The following is a 17429-nucleotide window of genomic DNA, read 5'->3' as shown; positions in this document are numbered from 1 at the left end:
AAACTTAACGCCCCAAATGATTTAATGAACAGTTTCTTGTTGTTTATCTTCTTCACTAGCCTTAAAACTTCTGCCAATACCGAAATACTTCTCAAAGAACGCCTTTATTTTTTCAATAATGGTCTGCTTCTTCTCGGTTCGATTTCCACCACCGAATCTGCTAACCGGAGGCATCATTTTATCTATGTCTGTGCCAACGGTTTTTACTTCTCCTTCCCGGAATGCATTCTCCAGAAATCTACGGGTTTCTTCCGGCTTTAACTTTTCTTCCTGAATAAGTTTTTCCAAATCAGCTTCACGCTGTTTTACCACATACTCATTCCACTCATTCATCACATCATCAACTTCATTGATACCGGAAATAAACGCTTCGATAAGTTGCTTCTTGCTACGCAGTTCAGGACTGGCATCAATAGCTTTTTTGATGGTGATAAGAACTTCCTTATCCTCACAATGTGTGTCGTGAAATTTCTTAACCAGCATAAGGATGTAATCAATGTTAATTTCGATCTGTTTAATCAGCTCGATTTCAAAGACAACATCATCCGTAATGTCTTTAGCTTCGTGATCTTTTCTCTTCCGTTTCCATTCGTCCGCAAGATCCTGGTAGCGGCCAAGGTAGTCCTGCAAATCTCGTTCTGTCAGAATGTTCTTATCCTTAAATTCATCAAAGGAAACAAGAAGATTCCGCATCCGCAGAATTGCACCAAATAGCGCAATGAAATTCTTTTGGTTCTGTTCACCGATGATCTGCGGTTCTGACAAAGGATACTTTTGAGTAAGCTCATTAATCATATCAACATAGCCAGGCTTTTCTCTGCCGTCATCAGTTGTATACCCATGGTAGTAATCCTTAAAACTACGCATAAGTACAATACCGCTGGCATTCTTATCACCAAATAAAGAGATAGCAGCATCAACCCGCTTCTGAAGATTACGGAAACAGACAACATTACCGAAAGTCTTAATACTGTTCAGGATACGATTGGTACGGCTGAATGCCTGAATGAGCCCATGCATCTTCAGATTTTTATCAACCCACAGCGTATTCAGAGTAGTGGCATCGAAACCGGTAAGGAACATATTAACCACAATGAGTAAATCAAGTTCCTTGTTCTTCATACGAAGAGACACATCCTTATAGTAATTCTGGAATTTATCGCTGGAGGTATCGTAGTTCGTATGGAACATCTGGTTATAATCCTGAATAGCGGATTCGAGGAAGTCTCTTGAGTTCTGATCAAGTGCTGATGTATCTTCAGAATTTTCCTCATCCAGCATTCCTTCGACTTCTTCCTCGTTGGCGGCATAGCTGTAAATGACGGCTATCTTCAGATTCTTTGTTGGATCGGCATTGATGATTTTTCTAAATTCGTCGTAATACATCTTTGCCATTGGAACAGAGGCTACAGCAAAAATAGAGTTAAAACCGCTCAGTCTCTGCTTTTGCTTAATTTCCTCAACCTTTCCTCTTGCCGCAGATGCCACCTCTCCGATATTGGTGAGAGCATTAAACTCGTAGGTCTTATCACCTCTATAGGTTTTCTGGTCGAAGTGATCAAGAATGTAATTGGCAATCTGAGAAACTCGCTTTGGATCTTCAAAAGCCTTTTTTCTGTTTATATCCCATACTTCCTCATCATCTATGTCTGCATCGATATCCATGGTTTTTATGTAATCGACACGGAACGGAAGTACGTTTTTATCATTAATGGCATCAACAATTGTATATGAATGCAGGCGGTCTCCAAAAGTCTGCTCTGTTGTGAAGTAATTGAGTTTCTTCCCGGAACTGGCATTCAACGGGAATATAGGAGTTCCGGTAAAACCGAACATGTAATACTGTTTAAAATGCTTTTCCACAGCCTCATGCATTTCACCAAACTGGCTACGATGACATTCATCGAAAATGATAACCACCTGCTTTGAATAAATGTCATGGCTTTTGTTCTTTCTGATGAAGGTGGAAAGCTTTTGAATTGTGGTGATAATAATATGAGATTTATCATCACCAAGCTGTCTTTCAAGAACTGCCGTAGATGAATTGCTGTTTGCGGCTCCCTTTTCAAAGCGGTCGTATTCCTTCATGGTCTGGTAATCCAGATCCTTTCGATCTACGACAAAGAGAACCTTATCTATGAACGGCAGTTGAGTAGCCAGTCGTGCAGTCTTAAATGAAGTTAGGGTTTTACCAGAGCCGGTGGTATGCCAAATATACCCACCTCCGGCAATATCACCGTACTTCTTGTAATTATGAGCAACCTCTATACGGTTAAGAATTCGTTCAGTTGCAGTGATCTGATACGGGCGCATCACCATCAGCATTTTTTCTGATGTGAACACGCAGTATTTGGTTAAGATATTTAGAATTGTGTGTTTTGCAAAGAAGGTTTTAGTGAAATCAATAAGATCCGGAATAACCCTGTTCTCAGCATCCGCCCAAAACGAAGTAAACTCAAAACTGTTACTTGTCTTACCCTTCTTGATATTTCTTGAAGTAGAATCCTTGATTGCGTTATTCCTGGTACTGTTTGAATAATATTTCGTGTTTGTGCCGTTTGAAATAACAAAAATCTGAACAAACTCAAACAGACCACTGCCAGCCCAAAAAGAGTCTCGTTGATAACGTTCAATCTGGTTAAAAGCCTCACGAATAGCCACGCCCCTACGTTTCAATTCTATATGAACAATAGGAAGACCATTGATGAGGATTGTAACATCGTAACGGTTATCATAGGTCGCACCTTCTGCTTTACCGAGCACATACTGGTTTATTACCTGAAGGGTATTATTGTGGATGTTCTTATGATCAAGCAGAGTTATATTTTTGGAGGTTGAGTCATCACGCTTAAGAACCTGAATATAATCTTCCTGAATCTTTGCAGTCTTTTCAGCAATATGTTCATTTGGATTTGCAATGGAAGTCTTAAAGAAACGTTCCCATTCAGTATCAGAGAATTTGTATTTATTGAGTTCTTCCAAACGAACACGAAGATTTGCAATTAAATCAGACTCAGAATGAATAGGGAGATAGGTATATCCTTGCTCACAGAGCAAACGGATAAATTCCTTCTCTAAAGCAGCCTCGGACTCATAACTGTCAGACCTAGCCTTAACAGGCTCATAGTTAGTAACAACAGTATTTTCATTTGTTTCGGCTACTATATTAAAATAAGGCATACCTACCTCCTTCTGTTCTTTCTACTCTGCTTCCTTAAAACTTAACAGCATGTCGCGGTAATATTCATATTGCTTCTGTCTAGCCTCGATTTCTGCCGGAAGTCCCGAAGACAAATCGTTACAGAGAGCATCAAAACGATCCAAGATTGAAACAATGCGTTCTTGCTCATTTATACACGGAAGGTTAATCACAACATCCTCCAATGCACTTGGTGTTATTTCAATCACCTTAGTCCCGTGAGCTAACTTTTTCTTCTTTGAAAAGAAATCAGCTGAATGGAAATAATACGACAAGTATTTCGCATTTTGGTTGTGACTAATTATTGCAGTATGGCCACTTACAGCTATATCATCACCCCCTAACCATGCAGTACAAGAACACACGTCTTCAACATTTTCACTTGTAACAGCCATCACTATATCCCCTTGTTTTGCGATCTTTGATTTATCAAAAACATTCTGATCCACAAAAGTTAAGGTCTTATCTGCATGAACCCCGAAATGGGTATACATCTGACCATAGTGGATACAAGGCTTTCTTACAGAAGCATACCCAAACACATACTGCAGCAACTTAATCAGACTCAGCTCTGTCTGTCTGTCTGTCTGTCTGTCTGTCTGTCTGTCTGTCTGTCTGTCTGTCTGTCTGTCTGTCTGTCTGTTAAGATGGTTTCGCCGTTTTCTGCGAACGTCAACAACTGATCACGGTAAAATTCATATTGCTTTTGACGAGCTTCTATCTCTGCTGGCAGACCAATATTTAAATCATTACAGATCTTCTCGAAGTTATCTAAACAATCTGCAAATTTTTGTTGAACTTCAAGATTCGGCAAAGGAATTTCAATTTCTTGAATTGACGGAATGCTTGAATGGACTACTTTGCTTTTAACTTTGCCTTTTCCCTTTTGAAGTCTGGCAGATTGCGTTGCTAATACATGAGCCAAGTAGCGCGGGTTCTGTTTGTGCTTCATCACAACTATATCGCCACCTGCTAAGCATTTTTCATTGCCTAAATAAGCTACTGATTTAGCTATATCCTCAATATTCTCTCCAGTTATGGCAAAAAGAATATCGCCATTTTCAAAGTACTTTGGGGAATTCACATACTCTAATTTTGTATGAGAGATACATTTATCAAACCATGTGTTATACGTAGTATAGATTTCACCATAGCGAACGCACGGAATCCCCTCTGCCGTAACTTCATCTCTTTTAATACCTGAACCACGATAAAGTTCTGTAGCGATATCCTTTAACTTAACTAATGGAATATCTTTCTTTGCTGAAAGCAAGGTATCCCTATAATACTCATACTGTTTCTTTCTTGCTGTAAGCTCCGCTGTAAGCTCCGCTGTAAGCTCCGTGAAATTGTCCAGAATCCGGACAATTTCACGTTGTACCTCTAAAGGAGGTACGGGGATTTTAACTTTCCCCATTAGTTTCTTTGAAACATTGAATCTTGTTACACCACTTGCGGTTTTTCCAATTTGATATCGTAAATTTTCAGAGCGGAAAAGATGTTTTGCAAAATCTGGGATCATGATTGAAATATCATTGAATCTAAAAACAAAGCAAAAACTGTTTAAGTATAGCTTCTCCGTCGTCTTTTGCGTGAGTACAGACGAAATACCACATTCATCAGGAGTTTCTGAAGAACCAGTAAAAATGACATCTCCGTATTCCAAAGTACGCTGTTTTTCATTGTCACCTATTTTTACCGTGTCATTTACATCGATATTCAACGCGGGATTGGCATAAACATTTCGATACGTAATAAATTTTGCGTTCCCTTCAACAAAATCGTCCTTAGATTTACCAGTTATTCCTCCATAGAAATTCCCAAGTTCATCTAAAGTTTTATATTCCACACCATTAGGGCAAAACTCTTTTAGCAAATTATCTAATTTACTCATGCCTCTTGCCCTCCTTCAATCTCAGAAATGATCTTATCAATCTCTTCACGGAGAACTTGTTCACGGGAAACAATCTGTTTAATTTCAGCATTGAGTTTTACAATATCGATTTTCTCACGGGTATCTTCCTGCTCTACATAGGTGCTAACCGACAAATTGTAGTTCTGTTCCTTTACCTCATCGTAATCAACCAACCTGCAGGTATGCTCCACGTCCTGCCTTTCACAAAACATCTCAACGATTCTGTCTATATGTTCCGGGAGAAGTTTGTTATTGTTGGTAACCTTGACGCAGAGATTTGTAGCATCAATAAATAAAACCTTGTTATCACGCTTACTCTTCTTCATAACCATGATACAGGTGGCGATTGTGGTGCCGAAAAACAGGTTGCTTGGTAGCTGAATAATGCAATCTACATAGTTGTTGTCTACGAGATACTTTCTGATTTTCTGTTCTGCTCCGCCTCTATACATGATTCCTGGAAAACATACGATTGCTGCCGTACCATTCGGAGCCAACCAGGAAAGAGCATGCATTATGAAAGCCATGTCAGCTTTGGACTTTGGAGCCAAAACACCTGCAGGAGAAAAACGAGGATCGTTTATCAGGGTAGCATCTTCATCACCAACCCACTTGATGGAATATGGAGGATTAGAAACAATCAGTTCAAATGGTTCATCATCCCAATGCTGTGGATGCGTAAGAGTGTCTTCACAGGCAATGTCAAACTTATCAAAGCCTATGTCATGAAGGAACATATTGATACGACACAGGTTAAATGTGGTGATGTTGATTTCCTGTCCATAGAAACCGTTCTGAACTGCATCCCTTCCGAGGATCTTTACCACTTTTAAAAGTAGCGAACCGCTGCCACAGGCTGGGTCGTAAGCTTTATTAATTTTGGTCTTGCCCGCGGTTCCCAATCTAGTGAGAAGAACTGACACATCGGCTGGGGTGAAAAATTCGCCACCGGACTTACCTGCATTGGACGCATACATTTGCATAAGAAATTCATATGCATCACCGAAAGCATCAATCTCATGGTCTTGGACTGAACCAAGATCCATGGCTGCAACGCCTTCAAGAAGTTTAACTAGGCGCTCGTTCCTCTTTGGAACAGTTGCACCAAGCTTGTTACTGTTTACATCGATATCATCGAAAAGTCCTTTAAAATCACTTTCAGACTCACAACCGCAGGAGGATTCTTCAATATGATTAAACACACTCTCTAAGAATTCATTCAAATTGTCTTTTAAGTTCTTCGTTTCACCTTCGCTGTCAATAAAGACAGCCTTATCATCGGTACAGTGTTTCAGAACATTACAAAACAGCTCACTTGGCGGAATGAAGAATCCCTTTTCTTGAACAAGATCTGCACGAGCTTCTAAAGACTCTGCATCTGACATATTGGCATAATCAAAATCTGGATTCCCCGCGTCCCTCTCGCCTTTATTTATGTAAGCACAAAGGTTCTCAGAGATATAGCGATAGAACATCGTGCCGAGAACATAATTCTTAAAATCCCAGCCATCAACAGCCCCACGTAACTCATCAGCTATTGCCCATATTGCGCGATGGAGTTCATCACGCTCCTGTTCTTTTTTGGTATCTACCATTCAAAAAACTCCGCTAACATTATTCACGAAACTTGCGCCTTTAGGACAATACCCGAATGTTGCAAAATCACGTGTTAAAAATTCTGCTTGTCGTTATGTCAATAAATTCAAAACGATAACAAGACATAAACTATCACAGATGCATCACAAATCAATTAACCTTGCATGATAGCACAGTTGTAGTCTCAAATTCCTGTTACAACCGCACAAAACACACAAAACCTTAAACATTCCGAATAATTTTTATTCAATTTTTGCAGTTCTTCAAATTTGTGTTTCCTTCATAGAATGGCAGAGAGTCTCCTTGCTCACCTCTTAGCCAAATCTGCGACATACTTTGTACATTTGTCAATCATATGCACAAAAATTACACCATTCCCTACCAAATAATCGCCGATTAGACACTACTTCATAACAATTTTATGGAAAGAAAGCCTTTTCCTCTGTAAAATCCACGCTCTGTAATTTTGTTATCCAGATCACATAATTACTCGTATTTATCCAAGCAGACACCGCAAAAGATGCCTGCTTTTTTCGTATGAATCTTGACCGAACGTCAGATTTCACCAATCCCCCTGGCTACTTGTTAGGGGGATTGCTTTTTTTACTAAAGACAAAGGCTTTATCTACGTAACATGCAACACGCCTGTTGGATGTTACGTGTTCTGCGTCTTTTCAGATCTGGATACAGATTTTTAACCTCGCCTGCGTAAGCTCATCAAGTTGCAAATTGATGAGTGCATGGCTGAAACAGGCGAATTTATTTTAACCGTCCAGTGTCATGCACCACTGGTCACCTGCCGAACGGGGTATTCCCGAGGTGACCTAATGCACACAGTGACAACGAGCCGTGAAGGGCTACTCCGCTTCGGTTTTTCCGAACTGGAGAAGCCTAAATGGCAAATAAAAAACGTTATTACCCTCTTCGCAGCTCAACCGATCCCAAGAAAGTTAAGCTCGTTGAGATTACCGAGGAACAGTACCAGGCAATCTATCCTGAAATCTGGGCAACCATTAAGCGGGAACAGAGACATGGCCGATGCAGATGCCCAGCCAACTACCTGTGGACATGTAATGGCTACTGTTCTGACTGTTCCTATCACACCGGAGGAAATGAGGAGTCTATTGATGAACTGACAGATACAGAATTATCAGATGAGAAACCGCTGATGGATGAACTTATGGCATGCGACCAAATGCTGAAACTACTGGTTGCCAGATTCCGCGAACTTGAACCGGAGGCTGATCTCATCATTGAATTGCTGGAGGAAGGATTTTCCGACCGAAAAATTGCGGAAACGCTGGGACGTAAACAGCGAACCTTTGCAGATCACATGAAGAAGATCCGAACCGAGCTGCATAAGCTCAACAGGTAGTTTCCCCTTTCATAAAGGCTTTTACCCATAGTGGCGATGTCTGAGCAAGGCGTTTTGATTACGAAATAACCAAGTAATAAAAAATTTAAAAATATTTCCGCTCAAAACGCCCGCTCATGTCCAGTAGTAAGTGTAAGGCTGATTTTTTCACAAATTAAGGAGGTTCTCAAATGAACAAGTCTTACTTCGATTCCCGCGGGAAAAGCCATGAGCTGATTGCCGTACTCACGGCTATCTCTCATGTATCCGCAAAGATGGCAAGAAACCTTGAGCTTCTTGCTGAATTACGTAACTCAAAGAAAGGAAATACTACCTATGAACAACACAAAAGACATGGCTTCGAGCATCGTCGCACTGCGGCATGCGGCAGTCGCTTTGAATAACATTGCCGATTTTCTGGAAGATCTGAATGCCAAGGATTCTGCACCTGCTACTGAAAACCAGTCTCAGGAAACTGAATCCGCACCGTCGACCGATGCAGTTGTTCCGGCAGCCAAGGCTGAACCGGAAACCCCGAAATTATCCTTCGAGGATGTTCGCGGAATTCTGGCTGACATTGCCCGTGCTGGGAACCGTGAAGGCGTTAAGGCTCTGCTTGAAAAGTACGGTGCTTCAAAGCTTTCTGCTCTTGCCCCGGAGCACTACGCTGCGATTCTTAAAGATGCGGAGGAACTTAAGAATGCCTGATTCCCACGCAATCCTGTCAGCCTCGGCATCACACCGCTGGCTGATGTGCCCGCCCTCTGTCCGCTTATGTGAGCAGTTTCCGGGAGACGGAGCCAGCGAGTTTGCTGCAGAGGGAACAGAGGCTCACGCGCTCTGCGAGTTCAAGCTGAAAACAGCCCTTGGCATGGATGCTACTGATCCTACGCCCGAACTTTCCCGATACAGCGAGGAGATGGATGAATGCGCCACCGGCTATGCCTCCTTTGTTCTGGAGCTGGTAAGCGAGGCTGCCAAGTCCTGCTCAGATCCGAAGGTGCTTATTGAGCAGAGAGTTGATTTCTCGCAATGGGTACCGGAGGGATTCGGTACGGCTGACTGCATCATTGTATCCGATGGAACACTCCGAATTGTTGATTACAAGCACGGTCTCGGTGTTCTTGTCGAGGCTGAAAACAATCCGCAGATGAAGTGCTATGCCCTTGGTGCGCTGGAAATCTTCGATGTTCTTTATGACATCGAAAAGGTCAGCATGACCATCTATCAGCCCCGCCGGGAGAACATCAGCACCTGGGAGATTTCCCGGGAAGAACTCCTCCAATGGGCTGAAAACACTCTGAAGCCTATTGCCGGTCTGGCTTTTGCCGGTGAAGGTAAATTCTGCGCCGGTGAATGGTGCGGATTCTGTAAAGCCAAACACGCCTGCCGTGCCAGAGCCGAGGCGAACATTCTGCTGGCAAAGCACGATTTCAAACTTCCAGATCTACTCGAGGACATAGAAATCGAAGTGATCCTTTCCCAGGTTGATGAACTTACAGCATGGGCAAATGACATCAAGGAATATGCCTTGAAGCAGGCCATTGGCGGTAAGGAATGGCACGGCTGGAAGCTCGTGGAAGGACGTTCAGTTAGAAAATTCACCAGCGAGGACAAGGTAATCAAGGCTGTATGCGAGGCAGGGTTCGATCCGTTCGAGAAGAAACTCATAGGCATCACCGCCATGCAGAAACTTCTCGGAAAGGCAAAGTTTGACGAACTTCTTTCAGGACTTATTGCCAAGTCGAAAGGCAAACCAACGCTCGTACCGGAGAGCGATAAAAGACCGGCAGTTTCAAGTGCATCTTTAGATTTTAAGGAAGAATAAATTATGGCTACAAAAGTGATTACAGGTGTTAACACCAGATGGTCTTATGCAAATGTATGGGAACCAAAGGCTATGGAAGGCGGCAAGCCTAAGTTCAGTGTGTCTCTCATCATCCCAAAGTCTGACACCGTAACCGTTGGCAAGATCAAGGCTGCCATTGAAGAGGCTTACCGTGACGGTCAGTCCAAGCTCAAGGGTAACGCCAAGTCCGTACCTGCGCTCAGCACTCTCAGAACTCCGCTTCGTGACGGTGATTTGGAACGTCCGGATGATCCTGCTTACGCCAATGCGTATTTCGTCAACGCCAACTCTACCACTGCTCCCGGTGTGGTGGACGCCAACAGGAATGAAATCCTCGACAAGTCTGAAGTCTACTCCGGCTGCTACGGCAGAGCGTCAATCAGCTTCTATGCCTTCAATGCCAACGGCAACAAGGGTATTGCCTGCGGTCTTAACAATCTGCAGAAGATTAAGGACGGTGAGCCGTTAGGCGGAAGAGCAAGTGCCGAAAGTGATTTTGCCACTGAAGAAGATGAAGACTTTTTAGGTTAGGAGGCATCATGGATTCAGGTGAAATCTTTCTGATGGGCTTTGGCTCCGGTTTGTTTACCGGCGTAGTGGCAGCAATCCTGTTTGAGTTCCTCGGATTTCTCTTTACCGAGTTCCTGAAACGCAGAAAGCGTCGTGTCTGGTAGCACCAGATAACTTGTAACGATTTAGTAAGGGTAGTGGTTTTGACTGCTGCCCTTTTTTGACAGGAGAATTTTATGGAAACACTATCTTGTGATCTCGAAACATACAGCAGTGAGGACTTAAGGAAATGCGGAGTCTACCGCTACTGCGAGGCTCCCGATTTTGAAATTCTGCTCTTTGCCTACAGTGTAGATGGTGGTGAGGTACAGCTTGCTGATCTCGCCTCCGGAGAAAAACTTCCCAGGGAAATCATCAAGGCCGTGACCGATGACAGCGTCATCAAATGGGCGTGGCATGCAAACTTTGAGCGTGTATGTCTGTCCAGATACTTGCGCGACTTAGGCTTACTAACCGGTTATCTCAATCCCGAAGGCTGGCGGTGCGACATGGTGTGGGCAGCAACTCTGGGTCTTCCCTTCTCACTCGAAGGAGCAGGTGCAGTACTGGGTCTTGATAAGCAGAAACTCACGGAAGGAAAGGAGCTCATACGCTATTTCTGCAAACCGTGCTCCCCTACTCAGGCAAACAGTGGCAGAACCAGAAATCTCCCCTGCCATGCTCCCGACAAGTGGGAAATGTTCAAACGCTACAACATCCGGGACGTGGAAGCTGAGATGGGAATACAGCAAAGACTGAGTAAGTTCCCGGTGCCGGACTTCGTCTGGGAGGAATACCACCTCGACCAGGAGATTAACGACCGCGGCGTAAAAATCGACATGGAACTGGTACGTCAGGCGATTGCCATTGATGAACGCTCGCGAAATGAGCTCATAAGTGCCATGAGGGAATTTACTCAGCTTGAAAATCCCAACTCAGTCCAGCAGATGAGGGTCTGGCTGGCAAATAACGGTCTTATGACTGAAAGCCTTGATAAGAAAGCCGTGGCTGAACTTATGAAGAATGCCCCGCCGGAACTCATCAGAGTGCTGACACTCCGGCAGCAGCTTGCCAAGTCATCAGTGAGAAAGTACCAGGCTATGCAGAATGCTGTATGTGCCGACGGCAGAGCCAGGGGACTTTTCAGCTTCTACGGTGCCAATCGCACCGGGCGGTTCTCAAGCAAAATCATTCAGTTGCAGAATCTTGCCCGTAACAGCATGAGCGATTTAGATCAGGCTCGTGCGCTTATCAAAACCGGTGACTATGACGCTGTATCTATGCTCTACGATGATGTGCCGGATACGCTCTCCCAGCTCGTAAGAACAGCCTTTGTGCCTCCGAAGGGAAAGCTCTTTTATGTAGCGGACTTTTCAGCCATTGAGGCCCGAGTGATTGCGTGGTTTGCTGGTGAAAAATGGCGGTCTGAGGTATTCCGTAAAGGCGGTGATATCTATTGCGCCAGTGCCAGTCAGATGTTTAAGGTTCCGGTGGAAAAGCATGGTATCAATGGTCATCTGAGGCAAAAAGGGAAAATAGCGGAACTGGCCCTTGGTTACGGCGGGGGTATGGGCGCATTAAAGGCCATGGGAGCTCTTGAGATGGGGCTTAAGGAGGAGGAGTTACAGCCCCTCGTCAACGCCTGGAGAAACGCCAATCCAAATATTGTGAAATTCTGGTGGGCTGTGGATAACGCAGTTATGGAAGCAGTGAATAAAAGAACCACCACCGAAACTCACGGCATCACTTTCTCGTTCAAAAGCGGCATGCTGTTTATTACCCTGCCTTCCGGCAGAAAGCTCGCCTACGTTAAACCTCGTATCGGCATGAACCAGTTCGGCGGTGAAAGCATTACCTATGAAGGCATCGGTGCTACCAAAAAGTGGGAACGTCTCGAATCCTACGGTCCCAAGTTCGTGGAAAACATCGTCCAGGCAACGGCAAGAGATATCCTGTGTTTTGCCATGAAGACTTTACGGTGCTGCAGCATAGTTATGCACATCCGCCATGGGCTGAAGGCTTAATCCTTACCGCCAGCGGTTACACATCGCCCTACTACAAAAAGGATTAGCGCCTTAACTTGATCGGTATCTTGGTCGGTCTGTACCGATCAAGTCATTTGGAATTCAACACAGATGCCACATTAAGACATCTGTGATTACTTGTCAGATTTCACTGCTGCTTTTAATGTGTTAACGGCCGTAAAGGAAGGTACCCAAATTCAAGGGTAGTTGAAGGAACACGCCTTCGCGAAGATTACTCATGCCGAAAATGATTGGCAATAAAAGATAAATCATGTTTCATACCCTGGTTTTTGATGTACGATTCTATTGAACTTTTCACCTTTTCGTAATTAGAAAAGGCTATAAACTTACATGATGTCTGCATAGTTAAAATATTAAAAAAGATGGCATTCTTTAAGCTTAATTGTGTTTTTTTATACACGTATTTATTTGGAGTTCTAACTCCTGTTTCTGAAAAGGTTACGGCAGGAGCATTTAACAAATGTTTATCATCAAATCCCAATCTTTTCTCTAAACCATTTTTGGAATATTTTTTTACATCAAATATCCCATACTCTTTTCTAAAAATAGGACTGATTGCTAAAACCCCCAAATGTTTCGATATTGGAAAATATACATAATCTGCAGGATCTATTTTGTCTAAAAGCCCTATGGCATACGGAGATTTTGAATTGAAAATCAGGTCTAACTTAGCAAAAGGTCTTTCACCGTACCAATAACCGCATGCACAGTCAGAAATAATCAAATTTTCCCCGCATATTTCTGTAGAAACGAAAGACATGTACCCATAGACAATTCTCTTAATGGCTCTTAACAGACCATTATCAATCATCTCCTCGCACTTTGTGTCGCAGAATTTAAGAAGTTCTTCAGATGTGTTGCATTTTAAAATTTCGTCCATTCTGGATTCAAAAAATTTTTTATTCCTTTCGTAGACAAATTCATCAACTGCCGATCCATTACGTGTTTCAATTTCATCGCGGGTAAAAGACTTTCTAAGTGAACCTATTAATAAGAATTTTTTGAGAAGAAAGAGCTCCTCCCTGCTTAAAATAATTTGATCCTTACTCTTTAACAGATTATCGTTAAGAAGTTGTGCAAACCTTGATTCAATGCTTTTACTAAGATCATGTTCTAGATCATCAGAATAATATCCCTTTTTTGAGAAAACAGAATCCAATCTTCTAATCTCACATTTCTGATGAATCAAATCAGCGTATATTAAATGCTCTTTATCATCACTAAACTTCTTTAGAATCAGTCTAGGAATATAGTGGCTGTTAATCATTAACACCTCCAGTACCGCAAAGCTTTCATTTAACTGTCAGCATATCATGGATACCTCGAAATATCACATAATTTTTGGATATTACCATTCCAACTCATTCCGTTTCGCCCAAACACCTCCGTCATGTCCATTGAAATGAAGACGCTCCCGCACAGCAGTAGCGCGATGCACATACATGACGAAGTGGTAATCGAAGCTGATCCTCATATGAGTCTTGATGCCGTGTGTAAACTTATGGGACGTATCCCTTGGTTTGATTCTCCATGCTGCAGGTTATACATCCCAATACAACAAGAAAGATTAGCTCTCTCCTTAAGATCTTTATCGGTAACTTGGTCGGTCTCTACCGATCAAGTTGTCTACCTCCAAGCCTTTTTCAAACATACAGTCTCAATTCGCTCATTTCTTAACCTTTTAGAAAAAATTTTCAAAATAGTTCCGCTCAAAATCGCCCCTCACGTCCAGTAGATAGTAGGAGCACCAAAAAACGCTCCGGTTTTATCAACAATTTTCATTGGAGTTTTTATGTTTGAAATTAAGGAAAAACAGAGAGTTCTGCCGGACGGAACCAAGATCACCACATTTACCCGTGAGGTTGCCAGTGCCAACACCATCGAAGTGGAAGTCGGCACCAACGGCTTTAAGGGCGGTGATGCCAGCTGCGGAAGCCGTACCTACATCCGCATCAAAGATCTTGGCGGTACTGACATGTTCGTGAAGAGATTCCGCGCCGAGAACGGCAACACCGCCGAATTCGAGGTGTACCTGGGCGGCGACTGCGAGCTCGAGACCATGCTCCGAGCTTTGAAGTTCGTGGTTAACAGCGGAGGTTGTGGACTAATGACCTGTTTAAATTCGCCATTTAAGAGCAGAGATGAAATGAAAGAGGCGATGCTTAATGGGCTCGCCAGCATTTTAACCATTGATGAATACAGGAAGATGTCTCATCTTTTTGCCACTATGCCGGATTCTGTATTTGATCAGATTGCGGCTGAGTGTGCAGAGTCGGTTAAGCGTAAAGGTGTTTCTTATAAAGATCTCGTTAAGAAGAGAGCAGAATTCAATAAGAAGCGCAATGTAACCTTTGAAAATTCTGCCCTTAACTGCGTTTCCATGCCCCCTCTGAAGGATGAAGTTCGTGATGAAGTGTGGCGGGATATCTCTCAAAGCCGTCCTACTGACCGCATACATCTTAAATCCAAAGACGATGAGGCCATATCCAAGTTCTGGAAACAGTTCTGCTCCAGGGAAATGCTTGATAAGGGCGGTATTCCGTCAGATCTCTTCTTCTCAGGAAACGTACCTCTTCTTGACTGCGAAATTACAGTGGATGAAAGAGATAAGCCGTTCGGTCAGCTTGTTACATACCGCGTTGTCATATACCCGGATTATATCGAGCGTATTAAGCAGATGTCGGTGCTGTGGTAACGGAGTTTATGGGGCATAAATTCTTTATACCGATTCTTGTGTTTTACGGTGTTGATTTTGTGCTCATGTCAAATTGCGGAGTGATTGGCAATTACAGCAGTGCAGAAGTAAGAAATCGCATGGGGAGGATTCCGGTACAGGATTTTGTTTCCGCAGGATATGAATGTCTTACCACCTGGTACGGTATTCAGCTGGCACTGCTTCACCCAACTGTTAAGGAGGTGTTCAGTCACCCTAAAACCGAGCCGGTAATGGACACCAGACCACGTAAAGGCGGAAAGAAAAGACGTGTTGTGCGTTACATCAAAAAGCACGTCATTACTGCTGAAGACCTTGAACAGACCTCATTCAAGGGCAAAAGCGGTTTTACCCGACATACCCCGATCTGGTACGTAATCGGTCACTGGCGTCATTACTCAGACGGCAAGAAGGTATTTATCAAGCCTTACTGGAAAGGAGAAATGAGGCAACTCCGAATGGATCTTGATGGTCGTGAAAGGGAAATTGTTATTGAAGAAGGAGGAATTTAAGTGACAAAGCCAGTATTTATCTTATACAGCGCGGACTGCAGAGGGAATAAAACCAACTGTCTGTATCCCAACAAAATTGAAGTGTCCGACACGGAGTCCCTGATCCGCGCCGTTTCCAAAGATTACGTCTGTGCAGAGTACAGGAACAGCTATCGGAATACCAAGAATTTCATCAGCAGCAACTGCTGTGCCGGAGACTGTGACAACACACATTCAGATGATCCGAAAGACTGGATCACTCCGAAGGACGTGGCAGCCGCTTTTCCCGATGTACCTTTCTGGGTTCATTACAGCCGTCATCATATGAAAGCCAAGAACGGGAAAGCAGCCAGACCTAAATTCCACATAGGCTTTCTTACGGATTCAATAAAGGATGCCGAACAGCTGAAACGCCTAAAGGAACGAGCTCATGAATTATTCCCGTATTTTGATCCGCAATCAATGGATTCTGCCCACTTCTTCTACGGAACTGAAAATCCGCAGGTGGAATTCTTCTCCGGAACCAAAACTCTGAATGAATTTCTTGGCGATGATGAGTTTGATGCCGACATGCCCCAGGGCAGTTACGGCAAAAAGATCGTCATAGAGGAAGGCAGACGCAATGCCACCATGAGCCGTTTTGCCGGAAAGATTGTTAAGCGATACGGCTCTACCGAGGAAGCTTTCAAAATCTTTATGGAGGAAGCCGACAGATGTAACCCGCCTCTCTCAGATGAGGAACTCGGAAAGGTCTGGGCAAGCGCCCAGCGTTTTGCCAAAAAGGTTCAGGGTCAGCCTGGGTATGTACCGCCGGAGAAATATAAGCCGGAAAGCACTCTGCAGCCTTCGGACTATTCCGACGTGGGACAGGCTAAGGTGCTGGCGAGAGACTGCGCCAATGAGCTGGCATACAGCCCCAACACAGACTTCATAGTCTATGAAACCAACCGCTGGGTAGAGTCAAAATCAAAAGCCATGGGTGTCATGCTGAACTTCCTTGATCGTCAGCTTGCCGAAGCCGGGGATAAACTTGAAACCGCCGAGAAGGAACTCATCAAAAGCGGATTTTCGGAGGAAGCTCTCGCCGCAGGTGGGAAAGCCCTTAAAAAGGCTATCCAAAATTTCACTCAGGCTGATGCATATCTGAAATACAACAATGCCATTACATACAGGAGCTTTGCCTGTCAGCGACGGGATATCAAGTATGTTAACGGTGCTTTAACAGCGGTTAAGCCATTGGTGGAGGTTTCCATCAGTGCTATCGACAGTCATCCGTTTCTGCTGAACTGCCCGGACGGCACCTACGACCTTACCAAGGGTCTGGCCGGCCGCAGAGATCACGATCCGGCTGACCTTATCACCCAGATAACAGCTTATGCTCCCGGGGATAAAGGCAAAGATCTGTGGCTCGACTTTGTGGACAGAGTGTGCGAAAGCAATCAGGAAAAAATCGAATATCTGCATCGAGGATCCGGTCTTTGCCTTATCGGAGAAGTCTTCCATGAAGGAATTTTCATTTCCTTTGGTGTAGGACGCAACGGTAAATCCACATGGTGGAATTCGGTTGGCGGAGCTATGGGATCCTATGCCGGAGTTATTTCAGCGGATGTGCTGACCGCCGAATGCCGCAGAAATGTTAAGCCGGAGCTGGCTGAACTGAAAGGCAAACGATTCCTGCTTGCCTCGGAACTCGAAGAAGGCCGAAGGATGTCAACCTC

General features: G+C 43.8%; 15 protein-coding genes. 10 read left to right on the top strand and 5 right to left on the bottom strand.

The genetic code is table 11. The annotated features are described in order from the left end of the window. Positions 1–21: 21 nt before the first annotated feature. The 4 genes from QZU58_RS02225 to QZU58_RS02210 form a co-directional block, all read right to left on the bottom strand. On the bottom strand, positions 22–3180 hold the full coding sequence (locus QZU58_RS02225; RefSeq protein ID WP_294494416.1) for a type I restriction endonuclease subunit R: 3159 nt from the start codon (positions 3178–3180) through the stop codon (positions 22–24). 21 nt (positions 3181–3201) lie between these two features. Continuing rightward, the gene (locus QZU58_RS02220) at positions 3202–3594 is read right to left on the bottom strand and encodes a restriction endonuclease subunit S (RefSeq protein WP_363174809.1); all 393 of its coding nucleotides are present in this window, start codon (positions 3592–3594) and stop codon (positions 3202–3204) included. A gap of 170 nt (positions 3595–3764) precedes the next feature. Next, positions 3765–5093 carry a restriction endonuclease subunit S gene (locus QZU58_RS02215; protein ID WP_294494411.1) on the bottom strand — a complete coding sequence of 443 codons (1329 nt, stop codon included), beginning with the start codon at positions 5091–5093 and terminating at the stop codon, positions 3765–3767. Then, entirely contained in the window at positions 5090–6709 is a 1620-nt protein-coding gene (locus QZU58_RS02210; RefSeq protein ID WP_294494409.1) for a type I restriction-modification system subunit M, read from the bottom strand. Before QZU58_RS02210 ends, QZU58_RS02215 begins: the two co-directional genes overlap by 4 nt. Positions 6710–7605: 896 nt before the next feature. Between QZU58_RS02210 and QZU58_RS02205 the strand changes: the two genes are divergently transcribed. The 7 genes from QZU58_RS02205 (at position 7606) to QZU58_RS02175 (ending at position 12486) form a co-directional block, all read left to right on the top strand. Further along, complete coding sequence (locus tag QZU58_RS02205) at positions 7606–8085, top strand: hypothetical protein (RefSeq protein WP_294494406.1); 480 nt, start codon at positions 7606–7608, stop codon at positions 8083–8085. A 170-nt stretch (positions 8086–8255) separates the two neighbouring features. After that, positions 8256–8468: a hypothetical protein gene (locus QZU58_RS02200; RefSeq protein WP_143066467.1), complete on the top strand. Its 213-nt coding sequence runs from the start codon at positions 8256–8258 to the stop codon at positions 8466–8468. Continuing rightward, entirely contained in the window at positions 8401–8772 is a 372-nt protein-coding gene (locus tag QZU58_RS02195; RefSeq protein WP_093141889.1) for a hypothetical protein, read from the top strand. Before QZU58_RS02200 ends, QZU58_RS02195 begins: the two co-directional genes overlap by 68 nt. After that, a complete protein-coding gene (locus QZU58_RS02190) occupies positions 8765–9892 on the top strand; it encodes a DUF2800 domain-containing protein (RefSeq protein WP_294494394.1) in 1128 nt (375 codons plus the stop codon). Before QZU58_RS02195 ends, QZU58_RS02190 begins: the two co-directional genes overlap by 8 nt. A 3-nt stretch (positions 9893–9895) precedes the next feature. After that, positions 9896–10444: a DUF2815 family protein gene (locus tag QZU58_RS02185; RefSeq protein ID WP_294494391.1), complete on the top strand. Its 549-nt coding sequence runs from the start codon at positions 9896–9898 to the stop codon at positions 10442–10444. 8 nt (positions 10445–10452) lie between these two features. Next, positions 10453–10587, top strand: a complete 135-nt coding sequence (locus tag QZU58_RS02180) for a hypothetical protein (protein ID WP_281242272.1) — start codon at positions 10453–10455, stop codon at positions 10585–10587. Positions 10588–10659: 72 nt separating this feature from the next. Continuing rightward, entirely contained in the window at positions 10660–12486 is a 1827-nt protein-coding gene (locus QZU58_RS02175) for a DNA polymerase (protein ID WP_294494387.1), read from the top strand. A 232-nt stretch (positions 12487–12718) separates the two neighbouring features. Here the strand turns inward: QZU58_RS02175 and QZU58_RS02170 are convergent, their stop codons facing one another. Beyond that, complete coding sequence (locus QZU58_RS02170) at positions 12719–13774, bottom strand: DUF4238 domain-containing protein (RefSeq protein ID WP_294494384.1); 1056 nt, start codon at positions 13772–13774, stop codon at positions 12719–12721. A 525-nt stretch (positions 13775–14299) separates the two neighbouring features. Here QZU58_RS02170 and QZU58_RS02165 point away from each other — a divergent pair. The 3 genes from QZU58_RS02165 to QZU58_RS02155 all read left to right on the top strand — a co-directional run. Next, positions 14300–15202: a hypothetical protein gene (locus tag QZU58_RS02165; RefSeq protein WP_294494381.1), complete on the top strand. Its 903-nt coding sequence runs from the start codon at positions 14300–14302 to the stop codon at positions 15200–15202. Between the two features lie 8 nt (positions 15203–15210). Next, entirely contained in the window at positions 15211–15732 is a 522-nt protein-coding gene (locus QZU58_RS02160) for a hypothetical protein (protein WP_294494378.1), read from the top strand. Further along, the coding region (locus QZU58_RS02155) for a DNA primase (protein ID WP_294494375.1) at positions 15733–17429 on the top strand (1697 nt) is incomplete at its 3' end.

The sequence above is a fragment of the uncultured Ruminobacter sp. genome (assembly GCA_902764345.1).
Lineage (GTDB): Bacteria > Pseudomonadota > Gammaproteobacteria > Enterobacterales > Succinivibrionaceae > Ruminobacter.
The sequence above is the reverse complement of the archived record's forward strand: the minus strand, read 5'-3'. Positions and strand labels throughout refer to the sequence as shown.